The following is a 17,831-nucleotide window of genomic DNA, read 5'->3' on the forward strand; positions in this document are numbered from 1 at the left end:
GTTGCCATGGTGATTACTTTTCCTGACGCGGATCGAGCGCGTCGCGCAGGCCGTCGCCCAGCAGATTGAAGCCCAGCACCACCAGGAAAATGGCCGATCCGGGGAAGATGGACATCCAGGGCGCCTGGGTCATGAAGTTCTTGGCGGTGTTCAGCATCGAACCCCAGGACGGATTCGGCGGTTGCAGCCCCAGGCCCAGGAACGACAGGCTGGCCTCGGCGATGATGGCCGTGGCGATGGTGATGGTGGCCTGCACGATCAAGGGCGGCATCACATTGGGGAACACGTGCCGGCCGATGATGCGCAGGTCGGACGCGCCCAGCGCGCGCGCGCTCTGCACGTAGTCCTCGTTCTTGACCGCCAGCACCTGTCCGCGCGTGAGGCGGATGAATTTGGGCGCGGCCGAGACGCCGATGGCGATCATGGCGTTGGTCAGGCTGGGCCCAAGGAACGCGGCCAGCGCGATGGCCAGGATCAGGAAGGGAATGGCCAGCAGCGCTTCGGTGGCGCGGGAGATGATGCTGTCGGTCCAGCCGCCGAAGTAGCCGGCGGCCAGGCCGAAGGGCACGCCCACCGCCAGCGCGATCAGGACCGACACCAGGCCCGCCATCAGCGACGCGCGGGCGCCATAGACCATGCGGCTGAAGATGTCGCGGCCCAGCTCGTCCGTGCCCAGCCAGTAGGACGCCGAGGGCGCCTTGCGGATGGTGGTGAAGCTGGTCTGGAAGGGATCGTGGCTGGCGATCAGCGGCGCCAGGATGGCGATCACGACAAAGAACAGCACGATCCCCAGGCCCAGCATGGCGATGTGGTTGCGCTTGAATTTGCCCCAGGCGCGGTTGCGGCTGCGGGGCGGCGTGACGGCTGCGGCCGTTGCAGGAATTGCGCTCATGAGTGCCTCAGGCGGGGATTGACCAGGATGTACAGGATGTCGGCCAGCAGGTTCATGATGATGAAACCCACCGCCACGCAGAGCACCACGCCCTGCACCACCGCGTAGTCGCGCGTAAAGACCGCGTCGACCACCAGCTTGCCGAAGCCCGGAATCGTGAAGACCTGCTCGGTCAGCACGGCGCCGGCCAGCAGTTCGCCGAACAGCAGCGTCACCAGCGTGACGATCGGCATGAGCGCATTGCGCAGGGCGTGGCGCAGCACCACGCTGCGCGGCGACACGCCCTTGGCGCGCGCGGTACGCACATAGTCGGCCGACAGGGCTTCCAGCATGGCCGAACGGGTATGGCGCATGAGGTAGGCCGCGATGGCCGTGGACAGCACCAGGGACGGCATCAGCATGGTCTTGATCGACAGCCAGAAGTCCTCGGACGGCGACACGTAGCCCGAGGCCGGCAGCAGTTTCCACTGCACCGACACCACCATGATGAGGATGATGCCGAGCCAGAAGTTGGGGATGGACATGCCCGACAGCGCGGCGATGTTGGCGCCCATTTCGATGGGCTTGCCCTTGCGCACCGCGGCGACGATCCCCATGGGAATGCCGATCAGCAGCGCGAAGAACATGGCCATGGCGGCCAGTTGCAGCGTGACCGGCAGCTTCTGGCCGATCAGCGTGGTGACGGGAACGTCGGTGCGCAGCGATTTGCCCAGGTCGCCTTGCAGGACCTGTCCGGCCCAGGCGGCGTACTGCACGGGCAGCGGATCATTGAGGCGGTACTTGTCGCGCAAGTAGTCCAGGACGGCCGGATCGCGTTCTTCGCCGGCCAGTGTCAGCACCGGGTCGCCGGGCAGGATTTTCTGCAGCATGAAGACGATCATCGACACCAGTATCAGTGTCGGTATCGCGACGAGCACGCGGCGCAAGATGAGTTTAAGCATATGAGAAACCGTAAGACAGGAACGGCGGACGGGGCGCGGAAGATAAACCGCGGCGCCCTGCCGCCGCAAACGACAACCGGACGCGCGAGGCGCGTCCGGCTGGCGCGGCGCTTGACTGCCGCGCCGCGATCACTTCTGCGCGAACGTCACGCCTTTCAGGCGGATCATGCCGTCAGGATAAGGCGTAAAGCCCTTGACCTTCTTGGCCATGGCGAAGGGCCAGGGCTGATAGTAGTTATACACCCCGGGCAATTCGTCCTGGATGATGGTCTGCGCCTGGTCGTAGATGGCCTTGCGCTTGGCTTCGTCGGGCACGGTGCGGGCCTCGTTCAGCAGCTTGTCCACTTCCGGGTTGCAGTAGTGGCCGTCGTTCAGCGCGCCCTTGCAGGTGACGAAGGCGTGGATGTTGCCGTCCGGATCGACCCGGCCCGACCAGCCCAGCATCACGACCTGGAAGTTGCCGCCGGCCGATTCCTTCTGCAGGGCCGCGTACTCGGTCGGGCGCAGCGACAGGTCGAAGCCCGCCTCGGACGCCATGGCCTGCACGATCTCGGCGATCGAGGACGTGGTGGTGTTGTTGCCGAACATGACCTCGGCCTTCACGCGGTCGAAGCCCGCCTGCTTGAGCAGCGCCTTGGCCTTGGCGACGTCGCGCTTGGTCGGCGGGAACTTGTCGCTGTGGTAGGGGCTGGCGGGCGGGAACGGCTGCTGCGCCGGATCGAAGATGCCGCCGCCGGCCACTTCGCTGATGGCGTTGCGGTCGATGGCGTACTGGAACGCCTGGCGCACCAGCTTGTTCTTGAACGGATTGTCCTCGGCGCGCTTGCCGTTGGCGACGTTGAACATGAACTGCTGGAAACCCAGGCCGGCCACCGGCGCGAAAGTCAGGCTGGCGTCGCTCTTGACCTGCGGCACGTCGGAGGGATTCAGTCGTTCCAGCATGTCCAGGTCGCCCGCGCGCAGGTTGGACAGGCGCACGGTGGTGTCCGGGATCGGCAGGAAGGTCACGCGCTTGAAGGCGAAATCCTTGGCGTCGTAGTACTGGTCGAATTTTTCCAGCACGATGCGGTCGTTCTGGATGCGTTCGACGAACTTGTAGGGACCGGAGCACACCGGCTTGCGGCCCACGGCGGCGACGTCGTCGGTGAAGGTCTTGGGCGACAGCATCATGCCGGCGCGGTCGGACAGTTGCGCCAGCAAGGTGGCGTCGGGCTTTTTCAGCGTCAGCACCAGCGTCGCGGCATCAGGCGCGTCGACCTTTTCGACCGAGGCCAGTTCGCCCTTGCGCAGGCTGTCCGGCAAGGACATGGCCCGTTCCAGGTTGGCCTTGGCCGCGGCGGCGTCGAACTTGGAGCCGTCATGGAACAGCGCGTCTTCGCGCAGCTTGAAGGTCAGCACCTTGTTGTCGGGACTGAACGACCACGAGGTGGCCAGCTGCGGCACGAAGTGCAGCTTGGGATCGATGTCGATCAGCTTGTCGCACAGCGAGGTGAAGACGATGCGGCCCACGTACGTGCGCGCCCGGTGCGGGTCCAGCACGTCCGGATCTTCCTGCAGGCCGATCCGGATGTTCTGGGCGGAAGCCGCGCCCGCGGCCAGCGCCAGCAGGCTGGCGCCGAAGGTCAAGGTCAAGCGTTTCATTATTCAAATTCCCCTTGTGGCTGCGCTATTGCGTATTAGAAGCCGACCGCCTGACCATCGCGCCGGCTGTCGCTGGCGGCGACGTAGCCAAGCTCGTTGTCGTTTTCGGACATGCGCCAGATGAACTGGCCCGCGCCGAAATCCATGTACGGATCGTCGACCGACTTCAAAGCATGCCCGAGGTCTTTCAGGCCCGCAATGGTGGAAGCCTTCATATTGGTCTCGATGTCCAGCGTGAAATCGCGGTTGACCTTCCAGCGCGGCGCGCAGCAGGCGGCCTGCGGATTCTGGTGATAGTCCAGCATGCGCACCACGGTCTGCATGTGGCCTTGCGGCTGCATGTCGCCGCCCATCACGCCAAAGCTCATGACCGGCTTGCCGCCGCGGGTCAGGAAGCCCGGGATGATGGTGTGGAAGGGACGCTTGCCGCCTTCGACCACGTTGGCCGACTTCGGGTCCATCGAGAAGCCCACGCCGCGGTTCTGCATGCTGATGCCGGTGCCCGGCACCACCACGCCCGAGCCGAAGCCCATGTAGTTGGACTGGATGAACGAGATCATCATGCCGTTTTCATCGGCGGCGGTCAGGTAGATGGTGCCGCCGGCGTGCGGACGGCCCGCCTCGAAATGGGTGGCGCGGTCCAGGCGGATCAGCTTGGCGCGGCTGTCCAGGTAGGCGTCCGACAGCATCTGCTCCGGCGTCACCTGCATGGAACGCGGATCCGCCACGTACTTGTACAGGTCGGCGAAAGCCAGCTTCATGGCTTCGATCTGGATGTGCTGCGACTGCACCGAGTCCACCGGGATGTCGGCCATGTCGAAGCGTTCGACGATGCCCAGCGCGATCAGCGCGGCAATGCCCTGCCCGTTCGGCGGGATCTCGTGCAGCTCGTAGCCGCGATAGGACTTGGAAATGGGCTTGACCCATTCCGGGCGGTAGTTGCGCAGGTCTTCCAGGGTCATGGCGCCGCCGCATTCCTGGCTGAAAGCGGCGATGCGCTCGGCCAGTTCGCCTTCATAGAAGTCGCGGCCCTTGGAGGCGGCGATGCGGCGCAACGTATTGGCAGCGTCCGGGAAGCGGAAGTGTTCGCCGACCTTGGGCGCGCGGCCTTCGGGCAGGAAGGCCTGGGCGTAGCCCGGCTGCGATTTCAGTTCCTCGGCCGCGGCGGCCCACTTGTGCGCCACCACCGGCGGCACGGCGTAGCCGCGCTCGGCGATTTCGATGGCGGGTTCGAACAGTTGCTCGAACGGCAGCTTGCCCAGCTTTTCATGCAGCGCGGCCCAGCCAGCCACCACGCCCGGCACCGTCACGGCGTCCCAGCCGCGCTTGGGCTGGATCGCCAGGCCGTTGGCGCCCACGCCGTGCTTGCGCTTGAAGTATTCGGTGCTCCAGGCCGCCGGTGCCACGCCCGAGGAGTTCAGGCCGTGCAATTCCTTGCCGTCCCAGACGATGGCGAAACAGTCGCCGCCCAGGCCGCAGGACACGGGTTCGACCAGGACGATGGTGGCGGCCGCGGCGATGGCGGCGTCCACGGCATTGCCGCCCTTGAGCAGCATGCGCAACCCTGCCTGCGCCGCCAGCGGATGCGACGTGGACACCACATTGCGGGCGAACAGCGGAATGCGGACGGAAGGATACGGGTTGCCCCAGTCGAAGGATTTCATGTGGCTAGTCTCATAACGGGTAAGCGGCCGAAGTTACTCCCGTGGTTTAATTAAATCAATTTGAAATTTTGTTCCGTCATAAAAGAGATTTTTGTGAGTACCATCCGCTTTCTGCGCACTTTCCTGGCGGTCGCACACCACGGTTCCTTTTCGGAAGCGGCCGAGCAGGTGGCGCTGACGCAGGCCGCCGTCAGCTTCCAGATGCGCTCCCTGGAAGCGGAACTGGGCCGCGAACTCTTCGACCGCAGCGGCCGGCTCGCCATCCTGAACGCCGCCGGCCGGGAATTACTCCCTGAAATCAAGCACTTGCTGGACCTTTACGACCGCATGCGGCTGCCGCGCACCGTACCTGGCGAGCTGGCCGGGTCGGTCGCCGTGGGCAGCATCGTGTCCTGCATGGGCACCCTGTCCAAGGTCGTATCGGGCATGAAGAAGCAGCACCCCAAGCTGGACGTGCGCATCCTGTCGGGCAAGGCCAGCGAGCTGGCGGGCAAGGTCGAGGACGGCGAGCTGGACGCGGCCTTCCTGGTGGAGGCCGGGCGCAAGATGGCCAGCACGCGCTGGACCGCGCTATATGAAGAGCAACTGGTGGTAATCGCGCCGCGCTCGGCGCCGGGCGAAGACGCGCGCCAGGTGCTGGCGCAGAACCCCTTCCTGCGCTTTGACCGCACCCAGCGCACCGGCCTGCAGATAGACCGGCTGCTGCGCCGCCTGGCGGTGCCGCTGAATGAATTCCTGGAACTCAACGCGATCGAGACCCTGGTCGAACTGGTGCGCCAGGAAGTCGGCGTGACGCTGCTGCCGCTGATCAACGGCTCCAACTGGCAGCACAGTCCGGAACTGCGGATTCTCACCCTGCCGCAGGACCTGGGGCCGATGGCGCGCGCCATCGGCATGCTGGAGCGGCGCGAGCATGCGCGCCAGGGCATCACGGCGGCGATCTGCGAGGCGTGCGCCCAGGCGTTCCAGGCGCGCGAACCGCAGACCGCCGCCTGAGGCTTACAGCCCCATCGCCGGATCCGTCACCGACGAACGGCCGGTTTCCACGCGGCCGGCGTAGCGGCGCAGATAGGCCGGATCCTCGGCCAGGCGCACGGTGAAGTCGTACCAGCCCTGGCTGCCTTCCAGCGCCCAGTGCTGTTCGACCTGGCCGCCCGCGGGCACGGTGAACTTCCAGCGCTCGTGGTTGGCGTAATAGGCATTGGGCGCGACTTCGAAGGTGCAGGGATTCTGGCCGCCGTTAATGAAGCTGACGTAGACGTCGCCCTTGGCGATTTCATAGCAGACCCGGATTTCCGCCGCCAGCGCCGACGTGCGGGCCAAGGCCAGGTCGCCCGCGAAATGGCGGTGGTAGCCGTTGGGGCCCAGCACCCAGAGGTCGTACTTGCCGCCGTCGGCCGCCGCGTCCCAGCCGCCTTCGAGCTGCTTGTCCGGCTCCACCGTGTAGCGGCGCGGCAGGCGGTCCAGGTGCAGGCGGTCATAGACATGGAACACCGCCGCCTGCTTGCCCGTATTGGAGAACACCAGGCGCATGGCGCCCGTGTCGGGCTGGGCGCGGCCGCTGGTGTGCAGTTCGTAGGGCAAGGCGCGGGAATAGCGCACGCCCTGCTCCTGCACCGGCTTGGCCTGGGTGCTGGGGTCGGGCAGCGGCACGGCCTGCAGCGCTTCCTGCGCGCTGCGCTCACTGTCGGAACCCGCGCGGGTCAGCAGATTCAGGTCGGGCAGCTTTTCGTTATTGGGCGTGGCGAAGTTGAAGGCCGAGGTCAGGTCGCCCAGCACCGCGCGGCGCCAGGGGCTGATGTTGTCCTCGGCCACGCCGAAGCGGGCTTCCAGGAAGCGCAGCACCGAGGTGTGGTCGAAGGCCTGGGAATTGACCCAGCCGCCACGGCTCCAGGGCGACACCACGTACATGGGGACGCGCGGGCCGGGGCCGTAGACGCGGTCGTCGGCGGCATCCTGGGCCGAGGCGTGGGTGTGACGCTCCAGGTCGGTGTTGACGGTGGAGGCGCCGGCCATCGAGCCGTCCGGATTCAGCGAGGGCGCGGCGGGCGGCGGCACGTGGTCGAAATAGCCGTCGTTCTCGTCGAAGTTGATGAGCAGCACGGTCTTGCTCCAGACCTCGGGATTGGCCGTCAGCGCGTCCAGCGCTTCCTGGATGTACCAGGCGCCCTGGATCGGGCTGGACGGACCGGGGTGCTCGGAATACGTGGCGGGCGCCACGATCCACGACACCTGCGGCAGCGTGCCGTTGAGGGCGTCCTCGCGCAGCGCCTTCAGGAAGCCGCCGTCGGGCATGGTGTTGGCCGTGCCCTTGTAGAGCGGGTTGGCGGCGTCCATGGACGGGGTCCAGGCCGGGTACGGCGCGCCGTTGGCGCTGTTGCCGGCCAGCTCGTTGGCGCGGCGGTACTGCTTGAAGCCGGCCAGCGAGTTGTCGCCGAAGTTCTCCGGCAGGTTCTGGTAAACCTTCCAGGTGACGCCCGCTTCCTGCAGGCGTTCGGGATAGGTCTTCCAGGTCCAGCCGGTGGACGAGGCGCCCAGGCTGTCCCACTGGTTGCGGGTCGAAGGGCCGTTGCCCAGGGACAGCGGGTCGTTGGTGCCGGTCCAGAGGAACAGGCGGTTGGTGTTGGTGCCGCCGTGGGTCGAGCAATGGTAGGCATCGCACAGCGTGAAGGCTTCGGCCAGCGCGAACTGGAACTCCACCTCCTTCTTCTTGTAGTAGCCCATGGACTGGTTCTGCTTGTAGCGCGGCCAGTGGTCCATGCGGCCGCCGTCCCAGGCCATCTGCGCGTCCATGTAGTCGTGCGGCGTGCCGGCCACGCGCTGGGCGTTGCCCTGCGTGCTGTCCAGGTGATACGGCATGACAACGCGCGTGCCGTTGCTCTGCTCCCAGACCGAGCGCTTTTCAGGCAGCGGGATGGTGATGCGGTCGCCGAAGCCGCGCACGCCCTTGAACGTGCCGAAGTACATGTCGAAGGAGCGGTTTTCCTGCATCAGGATGACCACGTGCTCGACGTCGTTGATGGTGCCGGTGCGGTTGTTGGCGGGGATGGCCAGCGCGCGGCGGATCGCCGGCGGGAACATCGACAGCGCGGTCAAGCCTGCGGTCGAGGCGGCCGCGTTGCGCAAGAAACGGCGCTTGCCGGCGTGGACCTGGTCTTTATCGAACGTCACGGATTCTATTCCTATGGATCGGGTGGACGCGCGGCTCAAGGCGCGCAACGCAATTCGGGTTTGACGGGCTCGGGCTTCGGCGTCTCGGGTTGGCCGGTGCCGGGGTCTTTGCCGCCGTCGCTGTCGCCGTCATCGCCGCCGCAGGCAGCCAGCGTGGCGCTCAGCATCAGCACCGCGCCCAGGCGCAGGAAACCGCGCAAGATCATGGACATGCTCATTTTTTTATCCTCGATACATCAGGGAAACAGTTCGGAAACGGACTTGCCGGAGAGGGCGAGCGACTTCACTTCAGCTTCGGTGAGCGCGCGCGACCAGTACGCCAGGTCGTCGAAGTACATCGTGTAGGGACCCTTGGTGCCGGCGCAGCAGACGCCATAGGTGCCGCGTCCGTCTTCATTCAGGCCCAGGTGCGGACCGTAGACGCCGGCGATCTTGGTCAGGTCGACCGAGCCCGTGCCGATGGTGCGCTGGGAGAAGCCCAGTTCGCTGTCGTAGACGGACGCCGTCAGGGTCTTGGCCGTCTTGTTCACGGTCATCGCGACGTAGACCGGCTTGTTCGGGGTGAACTTGACGTTGTTGATGTCGACCCGCGAGCCGCCGCCAGCCAGGTTGAAATACAGCACCGGACCGGCCCACTGCGCGATGGTGATGCCGGGGTTGCCGCCGGAGTTGTAGTCCTTGTTGCCCAGGATGGAACGGTCATTGGCGGTGCCATCGGACTGATACCAGAAGCCGATGGTGAAAGCCTGGGCCGCGTCCAGCATGCCGGCCGGATAGTCCAGCTTGAAGCCGCCCAGGGCCGCCGCGCTGCGGTCGTTCTTGAACATCTTGCCGAACACGCCTGCATCCGCGTAGGCCGGCGCCTGCGTGCCGTCGAACGGCGTGATGGCTCCGCCGCCGGCGGCGAGGTCGGTCATGTTGCCTTCGAACGGGAACAGCATCGTCAGGCCGGTGCGCAGCGAAGCCAGCAGCGGCAGCGGCTTGGTGTAGGCCACGGTGGTGCGCGCCGCGCTGACCGCGTTGCCGACCGCCACGCTGTAGTTCAAGGTGTGCACGCCCTCGGTCTCGAACTTGAAACCCTTGTCGACGTACTCGGCGGCCGTGCCGGGCACGCGCGCGATCTCCACGCCGTCGCGGCTGACCACGATGTCGCCGGCGGGTTCGCCCACGCGCACCCAGCTCAGCGTCACGCTCTTGTTGTCGGTGGAGGTGCGGGCCGCGGTGTGGCGCAACGCCAGCTTGCCGGCAAGCGACGTGCCCGCCATGTCGTACTTGGCGGCGGCCGGCAGCGCCTTCAGATGGTCCAGCACCGTCGGCGTCACATCGGCCGCGCTGGGCAGCGCGTACCAGTTGTTGTCCCACAGGCCGTCAAACGATGCATCGTCGGCGCTGCCGCCCAGCAGCGCAGGCTGGTTGGCGGCCAACAGGATGGTCTTGTTCAAGGACATGGGACGGCCGTCGCTGGCGCCAGTCTTGCCCAGGCCGTGGCTGGAAGCCACGATCACCAGCCACTTCTCGCCCGGATGCTCCGCCTTGCGGTCGGCGATCTGCTTGGCCAGCGCGCCGATGGCGGCGTCGGCCTGGCGGATCGCGCTGTCATAGGCCGAGCCGAAGCCGTTCTCCGACGCCACGCGTTCCGGCGCGCCGAACTGCGCCACCACCACGTCATAGCCTTCGGTAATGCGGTCGCGCGCCTGGGCGGCGACGCAATCGTCCGCGCCTGCACAGTCGGTCAGCGACTGCAGATAGCCCGCGTCGCGTTGACCCGCGATCAACCCGGCCAGCACCGTCGAATTGAAGGCGGCGGCGCTGCGCGCTTCGGGACGCGCCTGCTTGACGCGCTGGAACAGGGTCGGCGATTGCAGCGTTTCGCCCTGCACGCTGTAGCGCACGCCATGCTGGTCGGCCCATTGCCCGGTCAGCAACGTCGCCCAGCCCGGCGCCAGCAGCGTCGGCTGCTGCGTGGGTGCGTCCGTCACGCCGCCGGTCCAGGCGCGCGTGGCATTGAACTGCGCGATGTTGGGCAGGAACTTGTCGGCCACGCCGCGGCGCATCGCGTCGTAGGTCAGGCCGTCGACGCCGATGAACAGCACCTTGTCGGCGGGCGTGGGGTCCGGCTGGGTCACCGGCGGCTGGGTCGGCGGCGCTTCGGTGTCGTCGTCATCGTCGCTGCCTCCGCAGCCCGCCAGGGCGCTGGTCGCCAGCAGGGCCGCGCACCATCTTCTCCAATTCAATGCTTGCATGCTTCTCTTCTCTAGTCATGAACAGGGTTTTATGCAGGGCTACATGATGGCCAGCCAAGGTGAAAGCCCCGTGAAGCAAAGAAGAGAAACCTTGATCGACGGATCAGGATTCTTTTGCGCGCGATCCGCAAAAAAAACGGCTTCCCGAAGGAAGCCGCGGCAAAGCCGGAGGCAGGCTGGCGCCTGCCGCAAGCCTAGGCGCCGATCTTGACGCCGGTCAGATAACCCACCGACGCGCCAAAGCCGTCCTTGTAGTTGGCCTTGACCAGGGGTTCCAGCGTGGGCCGCACCACCGAGTGCACGCTGCCCCAATCGGCCGCGTGCTGGAAGTTGCTGGTGATGTAGGTCCAGCCGTTGATCTCGTCCACGGCCTGCAGGCCGGTGGATTCCGCGGCCACCGGGCAGGACAGCAGGCGCGACAACTGCCTGGTGTCGACGTTGTAGGCCCACAGGAAGTTGTTGACGTGGCCGCCGCTGTCCTCGCCCACGAAGAGCGTGCGCAGCTTCTCCGAGAACTTGAGGTTGTCGGGGTTGGAGATCTTGTCGGCGGCGTGGGTATTGCCCAGCGCATCGCGCGCGGCCAGCACTTCGCCCACCAGTTCCGGCACCGCGGCCATGTCCACCGGCACCCAGGCGCTGTCGATAGCCTTCCCGTCCGTGTCGACCTGGCCTTCCTTCATGTGCAGCTGGTAGACCGCGCCCGCCGCCGGGCCTTCGACCTTGAAGCCGGGCGACAAGCCGTCGGTCATCGAGCTGTCCACGCGCGACATCGCGCTGTAGGCGATCTTGTCCTTGGCGTTGACGGTGGTGCCCTCCATCTTGGAGAAGGCCAGCGTGCCGCCCACCATGGCGGCGTAACGGTGGGTTTCCAGAAAGGCCGCGGCCACGTTGCGCCCGGGCTGCAGCTTGACCCAGTTGTCCTTGCCGGAATAGCGGATCTTGGTGAAGGCGGCATCCAGCGGGTCGGCGGTGCGCACGTCCATGATGTCGGCGGCGCTCAGCTGGTCGGCCAGCGCCTGCACTTCCGCGCTGGTCGCGTGGCCCAGCTTGATCCAGGTCAGCGTGCCGGCGCCGGGACCGGTGCCCGAGGTCTGGTTCCACTTGGCGACATACAGCGTGCCGGCCGACAGATCGGCCTTGCGGTCGGCCACGAACATGAACAGGCCGCCGTTGGTGGCGTCGTCGCCCATCAGCGCGGTGCGCTGGTCCGGCATGACCTGCACCAGCTCGTGCGAAATGCGGCCCGTGCAATAGTGCTTCTTGATAGTGCCGGTGCCGTCCGGGTTGACGGTGACCTCGGGCATGTGGCCGTAGTGGTAGGGATTGGCCTTGGCCGGATCGCCGTAGAGATTCTGGCTGTAGGCCTGGAACGAGGACGACGCCTTGGCCGTGGTGGCGTCGGGCTCGTACTCTTCGCTGGACAGATGGGTGTTCCAGGGCGAGAGGCTCGCGCCACAGGTGATCCACAGGCCATGCACCGACGACGTGTCCACGGTGTGGTACTTCACCAGGCTGAGCTTGCCGGTGTTGGGGTCCTGCGACAGCGTCAGCACCGCGATCTGCGACGGCAGCAGGCCGTACATGTCCTTGCCGGCCTGGTCCATGGACTGGTACTCGAACTGCACCACCGCGTACAGCGCGTTGCCGGCCACGCCCGCCACCTTGGTCGGTTCCGACAAGGACAGCAGCGACATGCCGTCCGGACAGTTCGAGAAGAACTGCCGCGCCTTCGCGGGCACCGAATTGTCGACGATGGGCGCGCCGGCCAGGTTGTAGTAGCCGCCGGCGACCACGGTGCCGCCCTTGCCGTCCGGCACGGCGTCGCCCGTCATGAAGAAAGGCTCGTAGCCCAGCTCGACGCTGCGCTTGGAGCCGTCGCTGAACGTCAGCTCCAGCGCCGAGGCGACGGTGGTACGCGCCATCAGTTCAGGCTGGGACAGCGAGGGCGCGGCCATGGACCTGAAGGAGGCGGACTTGAAGGTGACCGGCGCGACGGGCGGCGTGCTGTCGTCATCGTCATCGCTGGAATTACAGCCGGCCAGCAGCGCGGCCAGGCTGACGCCGCCCAGCGGCAGCATCGGCGCGCCTCCCAGCATTTTGAGGAGTCGGCGGCGATTGGCTTGGTTCAGGTCTTGCATGCGGGTTCCCTGTTGGAAAGGAGGTCTGCCCGGATGCGGCATCCGGACTTCAGCGCATGCTAGACATGGGGCATGTACGAACGATGACAGAAGGCCCCGCGCAACAGGAGCGATGGCAGATACCGCGGGTCATCGCAAGCCTGTCATGTAGCGACGCTATAGTCGGCCCGTCGCAACCCGCCCTGCCCGCCTGTTCCATGCCCTTCTCCCTGCGCCCGAACCTGCCCGCCGCGTTCCGCGTTCTTGCCGTGCTGGCCCTGGCCGCGGGCCTGGGCGTATGGGCGTCGATCCTGCTTGCGCCCAAGGCCGGCGCCTTGCCTGCGGCGGTATCGGCGGGAGCGCCGCGCGCCGCCGACAACACGCCCGTGGCGCTGTGGTTCGGCAAGGACGAAGCCATGCGCACGCAGATCACCGTGCTGGGCGTGATCGCCGCGGGCGCCGACGGCGCCGCCGTGCTCAGCGTCGACGGCGGCCCGCCGCTGGCCTGGCGCGCGGGCGGCGAAGTGGCCCCCGGCATCGTGCTGCGCGCAGTCGCCGCGGACGCGGTGACGGTGGAACAGGCCGGACGCTCAAGCCGCCTGCCAGCGCCGGCCGCCCTGCCCGCGCCCGCCGGCATATCGCGCGAAAAGTAGGCCGCGCCGCGCGCGGGCCGGGTCCTTGCGCATTTGGCGGCGGCGTGAGTATTGCTGTCATATTTCATGTCCACAATCCTCCGCTCCTACTGAAAGACCGGAGTCATCAAGTGCGTCAGTTACCGCGCGGGCTTGCCCGCCAGCAAGGTTTCACCCTCATCGAGATCATGGTGGTGATTGTGATCATGGGGATACTTGCGGCGTTGATCGTCCCCCGCGTGCTGGACCGTCCCGACCAGGCCCGCCAGGTCGCCGCGCGCCAGGACATCGCCGGCATCATGCAGGCGCTGAAGCTGTACCGCCTGGACAATGGCCGCTACCCCAGCACCGCGCAGGGCTTGCGCGCGCTGGTGCAGAAACCCGAGGGCGCGAACAACTGGCGCGGCTACCTGGACAAGCTGCCCAACGATCCCTGGGGCCATCCCTATCAATACCTGAGCCCTGGCGTCAAAGGCGATATCGACGTGTTCTCGTTCGGCGCCGACAACAAGCCCGGCGGAGAAAGCGGCGATGCCGACATCGGCTCCTGGGAACTCTGAGCGCGGCTTCACGCTGGTCGAAGTCCTGGTGGTCCTGGTGATCGTGGCGATCGCGGCCAGCATGGTGAGCCTGTCCGTCGGCCGCGGCGACAACCGTCTGCGCGGCGACGCCCAGCGCCTGGCCGACGCCTTCACCGTGGCCCAGAGCGAGGCCCGCAGCGACGGCCGTCCCATCCGTTGGCTCGCCAATGGTCAGGGCTGGTCGTTCGAACGCCAGGGGCGGCTGCCGGGCCCGAACGCCGAGGAAGACAGGCCGCTGCCGCCAGACCGGCTGGAACGCGACGAGGTGCTGCGCCCGCAATCCTGGTCGACGGCGCCGGTGGCGCTGCGGCTCGATCCGGACCGGCCGCTGGTGTTCAACACGGAATGGGTCGCCGCGCCCGTCACGCTGACGCTGAGCGCGGGCGATGCCCGCGTCACCTTGCGGCGCGACGCCGCGGGCCGCTATGAAATTCAATGAACCGCCCCGCCCGCCCGATCGGCAGCGCGGGTTCACGCTGATCGAAGTGCTGGTGGCCCTGGCCATCATCGCCGTCGCCATGGGCGCCGCCCTGCGCGCGACCGGCGTCATGGCGGAGAACAACCGCGCCCTGCAGGACAAGACGCTGGCGCTGCTGGCCGCGCAGAACGCGCTGGCCCAGTTGCGGCTGGAACAGGCGCTGCCGCGCGCGGGCACGCGCAGCGCGCCCTGTCCGCAGGGCGGCCGGGCTTTGCAGTGCGAAATGGAGTTTACGAATTCGATGAACCGCAGCTTCCGCCAGGTGTCGATCAAGGTGCGCGACGCCGGCGCCTCGCAGGCGGACGCCGTGCTGCTGCAGCTGGACGGCCTCTTGTCCAGCCTGCGATAGCCATGCGCCGCCCTCCCCGATCCCAAGCCGGCTTCACGCTGATCGAAGTGCTGGTGGCCCTGGCGCTGATGGCGCTGGTCAGCCTGATGGCCTGGCGCGGCCTGGCCAGCGTATCCGGCGCGCGCGAGCGGATCGAGGCGCAGGCCGAGGACATCGATGCCATCGTCCGCACGCTGGGCCAGATGGCGCGCGATGTGGAACTGTCCTACACCGGTCCCGGCTTCGAGCCGGCGGGCCTGGATGTGCAGGCTTACACCAGCGGCCTGCGCCTGCTGCGCCGCGCAGGCGGCGGTCCCGTGTTCGAGATCCTGCGCCCCGACCCGGACGACAACGGCCTGTGGCAGCGCGTGCAATGGCAGGTGCGCAAGGACGGCCTGTGGCGCGCCAGCGGGCCGTCGGCGGCGCGCAGTCCGCTGCCCGCGACGGACAACGGCATCCTCCTGCTGCCCGGCACGCGGGCCTTGACGCTGCGCGCCTGGGTGCCGGGGACCGGTTGGGTGAATGGCGAAGGCAGTCAGGCCGCGGCCCCGAGCGGCCTGGAGATCGCGCTGGAACGCGGCGCGCCGGGATCCCCCGAGCGCTACACCCGCGTGCTGGAGCTGCCATGAAACGCACGCGCAACGCAGAACGCGGCGCGGCGGTCATCAGCGCGCTCATCATCGTCGCCATCGTCGCCGCCCTGACCACCGGACTGTTCCAGCGCCAGACCGCCAGCACGCGGCGCGTGGAAAACGAGATGGCGCGGGTGCAGGCGCGCGCCATGCTGGCCGGCGGCATAGACTGGGCCCGCCTGATCGTGCGCGACCACAGTAAGCGCGAACCGATCACCCGCGGCGACCAGATATGGGCCACCCCGGTGCTGGACACGCGCATCGAACGGCCCGGCGACGAACGCGTTGCCGTGTTCTCCGGCCGCGTGCAGGACGAGCAAGGCAAGTACAACCTCTATAACCTGGCGAACAATGGCGTGCCGCAGCTCGAGCAGGAACTGGTGCTGCGCAGGCTGCTGAACACGCTGCAGCTGCCCGACACCCTGGCCGCGCGCATGGTGGACATTATGTCGGCCGCGCAGCCCGTGGCGCCGCCGGCGGATGCGCCTTCGGCGCCGCAGGGACGGCCCGCGCCCGACGCCCGCGCCCCTTTGCCGCGCGGCGTGGACGAAGTGGCGGCCCTGCTGGCGCTGGAGCCGTCGGCGCGCAACGAGCTGCGCCGCACGATGACAGTGCTGCCCGTCGCCACCAGTGTCAACGTCAACACCGCGCCCGCGGAGGTGCTTGCAGCGCTGGTGCCCGGCCTGTCGCTCAGCCAGGCCCGGTCCATGGCGGGCGAACGCGACCGCGGCAACTGGTTCAACAATTCCGGCGATTTCGCCAACCGCCTGGTCGGCGCGGGCGTGAAGACGCCTGCGCCGGCCGTCGCCACCACCAGCGGCTGGTTCCTGGCCAGCGGCACCGTGGCCTATGAGCGGGCGCGCATCTCCATGCAGGCGCTGCTGCGCAGCTCGCCGCCCGCCGCCCCCGACACCTTATGGACCAGAGAAATTCCTTGAAGAACATCCTGCGCATCGCGCTGCCCCCGCTGGACGAGTTCGGCTCCGGCTCTCTCCTGCCCTATGCCTGGTTCGACCGGCGCGGACGCTGCGCCCGCCAGGGCGAGCTCACACTTGAAGCCCTGGGACACGCCTACCCCCACGCCGCCTGCGAAGCCGTGCTGCATCCTGCCGACGTGATCGCCGCCAGCGTACAGATCCCCGCGGTGGCGCGCGCCCGCTTTGCGGCCGCGGTGCACAGCGCGCTGGAGCCGCTGGTGCTCAGCGACCTGGACGCGCTGGCCATCGGCCACGGCCCGCGCTCGGCCGACGGCACGGTGCCGCTGGCCTGGGCCGCGCGCGAACCCGTGCGCCGCGGCTGGAGCCTGCTGAATGCGCAGGGCTTGCGCACGCGGGCGCTCATCGCGCCGCAAGCGCTGAGCGCCGAGACCACGGAACCATTGCGCGACCCCGCCGATCCCCGCTGGCTGGCGCCCTCGCCTTCGTGGTCGCTGGCCATGCCTCAGCTGGCGCCGGCCCGCGTTTCAGCCTGGCGCCCCGCCTGGCGCTGGGCCGCGGCCGCGGCAGTCGTCTGGATAGGCGGGCTGAATCTGTACGCCTCGCAGCTGCAAGCCGAAGCCGACGCGTTGCGCAATGGCATGCACGCGCAGGTCCTGGCCGCGTTCCCCGACCTGCCGGTGGTCCTGGACCCGCCGCGCCAGGCGCAGCAAGGCCTGGACGCGCTGCAAGCGAACCGCGGCGCGGCCAATGCCGCCGACTTCCTGCCCCTGGCGCGCGCCGCGGCCCAGGCCCTGCCCTTCGCCGCCGACAAGGTGGCCCGCCTGGGCTACGCCGAACAGGCGCTGACGCTGCAGCTGGCCGACGCCGGCGAGCAGTCGCAACGCGTCGCGGAAACCCCCGCGCTGATCCAGCAAGCCGCCGCCCTGGGCCTGAAGCTCGAACGCGGCGATAACGACAACACCTGGCGCATCGTGCGCGCGCAACCATGAAACTCCCGCAAGCCCTGCATGCGGCCAGGCAGTCGCTGGCCAAGACCCTCACGCCCGCGCTGACGCGCGCCGGGCAACGCTATCGGGCGCTGGCGCCGCGCGAGCGCCGGCTGGTGACCGCGGCCGGCCTGCTGCTGGGCGGCGCGCTGGTCTTCGTCACCCTGATCGAACCGCCCTTGAACACGCTGCGCAAGCTGCAGGCGGAATTACCCGCGCTGCGCGGCCAGGCCGCCACGGTCGCCGACCTGACCGCGCAAGCCACGGCATTGCGGCACAAGTCGGCCGCGCCCGCCGGCGCCATGCCCAGCGCCGCGGAGCTGGGCGCCTCGCTGGAACGCGCCGGACTCGCCGCGGAGCTATGGACGCTGGGCCAGCCCGAGCAGGGATCGGGCGTGCTGCTGACGCTGAAGCAGGCGCCCTCTTCGGCCTTGCTGCGCTGGCTGGACGGTGCGGCGCGCGACTGGGGCCTGGCCGTCAAGGAGGTGCAGCTCACCCGTGCCGCCAATGTCAACGGGCGGCCGCTGCCCGGCCTGGTCAATGGCAAGGTGAGCCTGGCGGCGCCGCAAGCGTCGGAGCGTGGCTGA

Annotated in this window: 17 protein-coding genes; 9 read left to right on the forward strand and 8 right to left on the reverse strand. The window is 67.9% G+C overall.

The features are described 5' to 3' along the window. Positions 1-13 precede the first annotated feature (13 nt). From IAG39_RS18655 to ggt, 4 genes are all read right to left on the reverse strand, one after another. Positions 14-892: an ABC transporter permease gene (locus tag IAG39_RS18655; protein ID WP_054456608.1), complete on the reverse strand. Its 879-nt coding sequence runs from the start codon at positions 890-892 to the stop codon at positions 14-16. Further along, the gene (locus IAG39_RS18660) at positions 889-1,833 is read right to left on the reverse strand and encodes an ABC transporter permease (RefSeq protein WP_059374332.1); all 945 of its coding nucleotides are present in this window, start codon (positions 1,831-1,833) and stop codon (positions 889-891) included. The genes IAG39_RS18655 and IAG39_RS18660 overlap by 4 nt, the downstream gene beginning before the upstream one ends. 129 nt (positions 1,834-1,962) lie before the next feature. After that, positions 1,963-3,474, reverse strand: coding sequence for an ABC transporter substrate-binding protein (locus tag IAG39_RS18665; protein ID WP_059374331.1), 1,512 nt, complete (start codon positions 3,472-3,474; stop codon positions 1,963-1,965). A gap of 35 nt (positions 3,475-3,509) precedes the next feature. Continuing rightward, the gene (gene ggt, locus IAG39_RS18670) at positions 3,510-5,138 is read right to left on the reverse strand and encodes a gamma-glutamyltransferase (RefSeq protein WP_059374330.1); all 1,629 of its coding nucleotides are present in this window, start codon (positions 5,136-5,138) and stop codon (positions 3,510-3,512) included. A gap of 93 nt (positions 5,139-5,231) precedes the next feature. On the opposite strand from ggt, the gene IAG39_RS18675 reads away from it, so the two are divergent. Beyond that, entirely contained in the window at positions 5,232-6,134 is a 903-nt protein-coding gene (locus IAG39_RS18675) for a LysR family transcriptional regulator (protein ID WP_118933542.1), read from the forward strand. Between the two features lie 3 nt (positions 6,135-6,137). Here IAG39_RS18675 and IAG39_RS18680 read toward each other — a convergent pair whose 3' ends face one another. The 4 genes from IAG39_RS18680 to IAG39_RS18695 all read right to left on the reverse strand — a co-directional run bounded on the left by IAG39_RS18680 (position 6,138) and on the right by IAG39_RS18695 (position 12,690). Next, the gene (locus IAG39_RS18680; RefSeq protein ID WP_118933541.1) at positions 6,138-8,309 is read right to left on the reverse strand and encodes a phosphocholine-specific phospholipase C; all 2,172 of its coding nucleotides are present in this window, start codon (positions 8,307-8,309) and stop codon (positions 6,138-6,140) included. 35 nt (positions 8,310-8,344) lie between these two features. Further along, a complete protein-coding gene (locus IAG39_RS18685; RefSeq protein ID WP_059374323.1) occupies positions 8,345-8,527 on the reverse strand; it encodes a hypothetical protein in 183 nt (60 codons plus the stop codon). An 18-nt stretch (positions 8,528-8,545) separates the two neighbouring features. Continuing rightward, a complete protein-coding gene (locus tag IAG39_RS18690; RefSeq protein ID WP_118933540.1) occupies positions 8,546-10,552 on the reverse strand; it encodes an alkaline phosphatase family protein in 2,007 nt (668 codons plus the stop codon). Between the two features lie 194 nt (positions 10,553-10,746). Next, the gene (locus tag IAG39_RS18695; RefSeq protein ID WP_118933539.1) at positions 10,747-12,690 is read right to left on the reverse strand and encodes a PhoX family protein; all 1,944 of its coding nucleotides are present in this window, start codon (positions 12,688-12,690) and stop codon (positions 10,747-10,749) included. Between the two features lie 197 nt (positions 12,691-12,887). On the opposite strand from IAG39_RS18695, the gene IAG39_RS18700 reads away from it, so the two are divergent. From IAG39_RS18700 to gspM, 8 genes are all read left to right on the forward strand, one after another. After that, positions 12,888-13,322: a general secretion pathway protein GspC gene (locus IAG39_RS18700; protein WP_187774050.1), complete on the forward strand. Its 435-nt coding sequence runs from the start codon at positions 12,888-12,890 to the stop codon at positions 13,320-13,322. A 110-nt stretch (positions 13,323-13,432) separates the two neighbouring features. After that, on the forward strand, positions 13,433-13,861 hold the full coding sequence (gene gspG, locus IAG39_RS18705) for a type II secretion system major pseudopilin GspG (RefSeq protein ID WP_059374320.1): 429 nt from the start codon (positions 13,433-13,435) through the stop codon (positions 13,859-13,861). After that, positions 13,833-14,321 carry a type II secretion system minor pseudopilin GspH gene (gene gspH / locus IAG39_RS18710; protein WP_118935116.1) on the forward strand — a complete coding sequence of 163 codons (489 nt, stop codon included), beginning with the start codon at positions 13,833-13,835 and terminating at the stop codon, positions 14,319-14,321. The genes gspG and gspH overlap by 29 nt, the downstream gene beginning before the upstream one ends. Beyond that, a complete protein-coding gene (gene gspI, locus IAG39_RS18715) occupies positions 14,308-14,709 on the forward strand; it encodes a type II secretion system minor pseudopilin GspI (RefSeq protein ID WP_059374318.1) in 402 nt (133 codons plus the stop codon). The genes gspH and gspI overlap by 14 nt, the downstream gene beginning before the upstream one ends. A 2-nt stretch (positions 14,710-14,711) precedes the next feature. Next, the gene (locus IAG39_RS18720; protein ID WP_059374317.1) at positions 14,712-15,317 is read left to right on the forward strand and encodes a type II secretion system protein J; all 606 of its coding nucleotides are present in this window, start codon (positions 14,712-14,714) and stop codon (positions 15,315-15,317) included. Then, positions 15,314-16,258: a type II secretion system minor pseudopilin GspK gene (gspK, locus tag IAG39_RS18725; RefSeq protein WP_118935118.1), complete on the forward strand. Its 945-nt coding sequence runs from the start codon at positions 15,314-15,316 to the stop codon at positions 16,256-16,258. The genes IAG39_RS18720 and gspK overlap by 4 nt, the downstream gene beginning before the upstream one ends. Continuing rightward, positions 16,255-17,247, forward strand: a complete 993-nt coding sequence (gspL, locus tag IAG39_RS18730) for a type II secretion system protein GspL (RefSeq protein WP_118935120.1) — start codon at positions 16,255-16,257, stop codon at positions 17,245-17,247. Before gspK ends, gspL begins: the two co-directional genes overlap by 4 nt. Continuing rightward, positions 17,244-17,831: a type II secretion system protein GspM gene (gene gspM, locus IAG39_RS18735; protein ID WP_118935122.1), complete on the forward strand. Its 588-nt coding sequence runs from the start codon at positions 17,244-17,246 to the stop codon at positions 17,829-17,831. The genes gspL and gspM overlap by 4 nt, the downstream gene beginning before the upstream one ends.

Origin of the sequence: Achromobacter xylosoxidans (genome assembly GCF_014490035.1) — a bacterium.
GTDB classification, from domain to species: Bacteria; Pseudomonadota; Gammaproteobacteria; order Burkholderiales; family Burkholderiaceae_B; genus Achromobacter; species Achromobacter bronchisepticus_A.

Excerpts from the sequence above, each read along its gene's own strand:
- IAG39_RS18665 (WP_059374331.1), bottom strand. The coding sequence starts at position 3,474 with ATGAAACGCTTGACCTTGACCTTCGGCGCCAGCCTGCTGGCGCTGGCC.
- gspK (WP_118935118.1), top strand. The coding sequence starts at position 15,314 with ATGAAACGCACGCGCAACGCAGAACGCGGCGCGGCGGTCATCAGCGCG.
- IAG39_RS18685 (WP_059374323.1), bottom strand. The coding sequence starts at position 8,527 with ATGAGCATGTCCATGATCTTGCGCGGTTTCCTGCGCCTGGGCGCGGTG.
- ggt (WP_059374330.1), bottom strand. The coding sequence starts at position 5,138 with ATGAAATCCTTCGACTGGGGCAACCCGTATCCTTCCGTCCGCATTCCG.
- IAG39_RS18655 (WP_054456608.1), bottom strand. The coding sequence starts at position 892 with ATGAGCGCAATTCCTGCAACGGCCGCAGCCGTCACGCCGCCCCGCAGC.
- IAG39_RS18695 (WP_118933539.1), bottom strand. The coding sequence starts at position 12,690 with ATGCAAGACCTGAACCAAGCCAATCGCCGCCGACTCCTCAAAATGCTG.
- IAG39_RS18660 (WP_059374332.1), bottom strand. The coding sequence starts at position 1,833 with ATGCTTAAACTCATCTTGCGCCGCGTGCTCGTCGCGATACCGACACTG.
- IAG39_RS18720 (WP_059374317.1), top strand. The coding sequence starts at position 14,712 with ATGCGCCGCCCTCCCCGATCCCAAGCCGGCTTCACGCTGATCGAAGTG.
- IAG39_RS18700 (WP_187774050.1), top strand. The coding sequence starts at position 12,888 with ATGCCCTTCTCCCTGCGCCCGAACCTGCCCGCCGCGTTCCGCGTTCTT.
- gspM (WP_118935122.1), top strand. The coding sequence starts at position 17,244 with ATGAAACTCCCGCAAGCCCTGCATGCGGCCAGGCAGTCGCTGGCCAAG.
- gspH (WP_118935116.1), top strand. The coding sequence starts at position 13,833 with ATGCCGACATCGGCTCCTGGGAACTCTGAGCGCGGCTTCACGCTGGTC.
- IAG39_RS18690 (WP_118933540.1), bottom strand. The coding sequence starts at position 10,552 with ATGCAAGCATTGAATTGGAGAAGATGGTGCGCGGCCCTGCTGGCGACC.
- gspI (WP_059374318.1), top strand. The coding sequence starts at position 14,308 with ATGAAATTCAATGAACCGCCCCGCCCGCCCGATCGGCAGCGCGGGTTC.